The 2,673-nt window shown below is 43.2% G+C and carries 3 protein-coding genes and 1 pseudogene; all 4 read right to left on the bottom strand.

The window, feature by feature from the left end:
- Window positions 1-398: 398 nt before the first annotated feature.
- A complete protein-coding gene (locus EPE01S_RS22525; RefSeq protein ID WP_373279698.1) occupies window positions 399-863 on the bottom strand; it encodes a putative T6SS immunity periplasmic lipoprotein in 465 nt (154 codons plus the stop codon).
- Between the two features lie 36 nt (window positions 864-899).
- Entirely contained in the window at window positions 900-1,361 is a 462-nt protein-coding gene (locus tag EPE01S_RS23195; protein ID WP_255210181.1) for a putative T6SS immunity periplasmic lipoprotein, read from the bottom strand.
- A pseudogene (locus EPE01S_RS24150) lies at window positions 1,355-1,790 on the bottom strand (type IV secretion protein Rhs); the annotation flags it as partial. The gene EPE01S_RS23195 and the pseudogene EPE01S_RS24150, both read right to left, overlap by 7 nt.
- Window positions 1,791-1,960: 170 nt before the next feature.
- Window positions 1,961-2,425, bottom strand: a complete 465-nt coding sequence (locus tag EPE01S_RS22515; RefSeq protein ID WP_062749649.1) for a putative T6SS immunity periplasmic lipoprotein — start codon at window positions 2,423-2,425, stop codon at window positions 1,961-1,963.
- Window positions 2,426-2,673 lie beyond the last annotated feature (248 nt).

The raw sequence follows: 2,673 nt of genomic DNA, 5'->3' as shown, positions 1-2,673 counted from the left end.
ACATCCACTGAGGCTGTACAGGACGGAATATCCAGACGGTAGCGGTTCAGCCCGCCTTCCGTTAGCGCAGACAGGGTGTTCTTAAGCGTATCTGTCAGACTCATGATATTGACTCCATGGGATAACCTGCTGTCCATGACTTTCTTGCCGGCGGGCAAGTAACAGGTTTAAGTACTTAGTGAGTAAGAAAAAGAGTGATTACAATTCCAGCCCCGACTGTGCAATGAGGGCTTTAATCAGTTATACGGTCATGTCAAAATTATTCATGCCGTATTCGCCGTCGCCACTAATGGTATAAAGCGCTTAACAGACGTGTAAAAATGCATCCGGAAGAAAGAGTACGCTTATCACGAACAACGCAATAAAGGTGAGTGTTCTCATTATTTTATATTGACCAGCTACTCGGAAACTTGAATTGATCCATATGGCCTTGCTATTTCTCGATCGGTCAGAGGAAAATTGTATAACTGCCCATTATTCACCCCCACGCCAACGACAAATTTCCGTGGCTCATCTTCATTTTTCTTTGAAATCAATACATACTCAAAAATAAGCTTCCCCTTATCCGGAAAATGATAAAAAGAAGGTGGAATGCATAATTTTCCATTAACGATCGTGAGGCCTGGAGAGAAATTAAAAGCCTTCTCCTTCGAAGGTGTTCCTCGTGGATTTATCCCCATGTCAGCAGGTTGATAATCCTGAGCATCTGGAATATCTAAACATACATTTTCCCCCTGCTTGCTGACAGATGTGGTTTGATGAGGAATCATCCTGTCTCCCGGGCCAAGACATCCTGTCAGCACGGAAAGGAAAAAGAAGGTGAATATTCCTTTCAGGCATAAATCAAAGCATCGGATTATCATCATATAGAAGCCGAATGTTACTATTCAGTATGGTGTTTAGCGTGCCGTCGCTGGCACATGGTATTCCCGTGTCGTCAACGATACATCCCGAGCCTTACCGTTGATCATTTCAAATCCGGTGACAAAGCTCCTTGGATGGTTACTTTTACTCTTAGACTGCAATACAACCTCAACAATAAATGGGGCTTTTGACGTATCAGGAAAATGGTAAAAAGAAGGACTAATACATAATTGGCCATTAATAATTCGTATATTCGGGTTTTCGGTAAACTGCCTTTCTTTAGACGATTTATTCCTGAGGTTGATAGAGATGAAAACAGGCTGATAATCCTTACTATCTGGGACGTAATAACAAACTGCATTATTCTTCATCCAGACGCTGGCTGTTTCAGCTGGGTAATATTTCATCCCACCCCACGGGCATCCGGTTAATGTAAAGACAGAAGTGACAGCTAAAATAATAAACAGTACTGAATGCCACCACTTTATTTTTACCATGGAAACCCTCTCAATGAATTTCTATACATTTCTCGGATCATTGATTCAGATGTATCACCATCAAGAGTAACGATCTCCCAGCCCCTGAGACGCAACCAACCATCATAGCCATGAGCCTCTAGTGTAAAATTATCTGCAATAATCTGCGCCTGCTGCTCCATCGGGTATTCACTTAACAGACGGCCATCGAGTGTGTAACGATAGCTCACCATCCAACTGACCAGGCCCCGTCCAATAACATTCATCCCTCTTTCCCGTTGCCAGGCATGACTCATTTCATGGATGAATAGATGCTGCATATGATCGGTCGACTGATCCTACCCGCGAAAAGTCATCATGGTACTGATTACGAAAATAGAGCTCACCATTCGGCGTCATTGCCACATTCTCGCCCTGTAATCCAAAAGGCAGATAACTGCCATATTGAAGGTTACTCTCTTAACCAATTGGGCCAGTCTGAATTTGTCACCCAGACTCTCCCGTCGATGACCGGAGTCAATAAAGTCATATCCCAGATAGCAAAAGCTATCCAAAAAAACAGTACGGCGGCAATAACTAGCTTAATAAAGAACATTACTTACCTCCGAGACTGCTATTCATCAATTCTTAATCATTTCATCATACGGCCTCAGGATCTCCATATCGTTGGGTCGTATGCTATGAACCACACCTTTACTCACCTCCAGCGCTGAAACAATACGTCGAGGACGGTCTGCATGCCTGAAAGAGGCAAAGCTGGCTTGAATGAAATACTGGCCATCTTTATTAAACTTATAAAATGATGGTGGAATACAAAGAAATTCATTATTTATCCGTAACTGTGGGCTGAATATTATTTTTTCATCTTTTGGTTTTGTTCCCCGGGGATTAATAGATATGTACTTTAATACATAGTCATCGCCACCATTGACAGAGAAGCAAACACTCCCATCATTAACAATGATATGCCCCTCTTCATCTGGCTTCAGTCTGTCGCCAGGCCCCGGACATCCTGTTAAGGTCTGCAAACATATAACAGCAAGCAGGCCTGCACGCATAACCCGAAAAATTATCGGTATCACCATGGAAATCCTCTTAACGCGTTTTTATATCCTTGTTTAATGACAGCTTCAGAAATATCACCATCCAAAGTTATACTGTGGTCAATCCTCAGCTTTAACCAGCCATAATACCCTTCACTTTGCAAAGAAAAATTATCTGCAATGATTTGTGCTTGCTAAATGCGTTACCACGCCATGCACCACTTTCTGCCCGGTCAGCCCCATCAGTGGCCCGGTTCCCATGGTCAGCGTGGCAGGCCTGGTCAGCAGTT

This window comes from Erwinia persicina NBRC 102418 (genome assembly GCF_001571305.1).
GTDB lineage: Bacteria > Pseudomonadota > Gammaproteobacteria > Enterobacterales > Enterobacteriaceae > Erwinia > Erwinia persicina.
The sequence above is the reverse complement of the archived record's forward strand: the minus strand, read 5'-3'. Positions and strand labels throughout refer to the sequence as shown.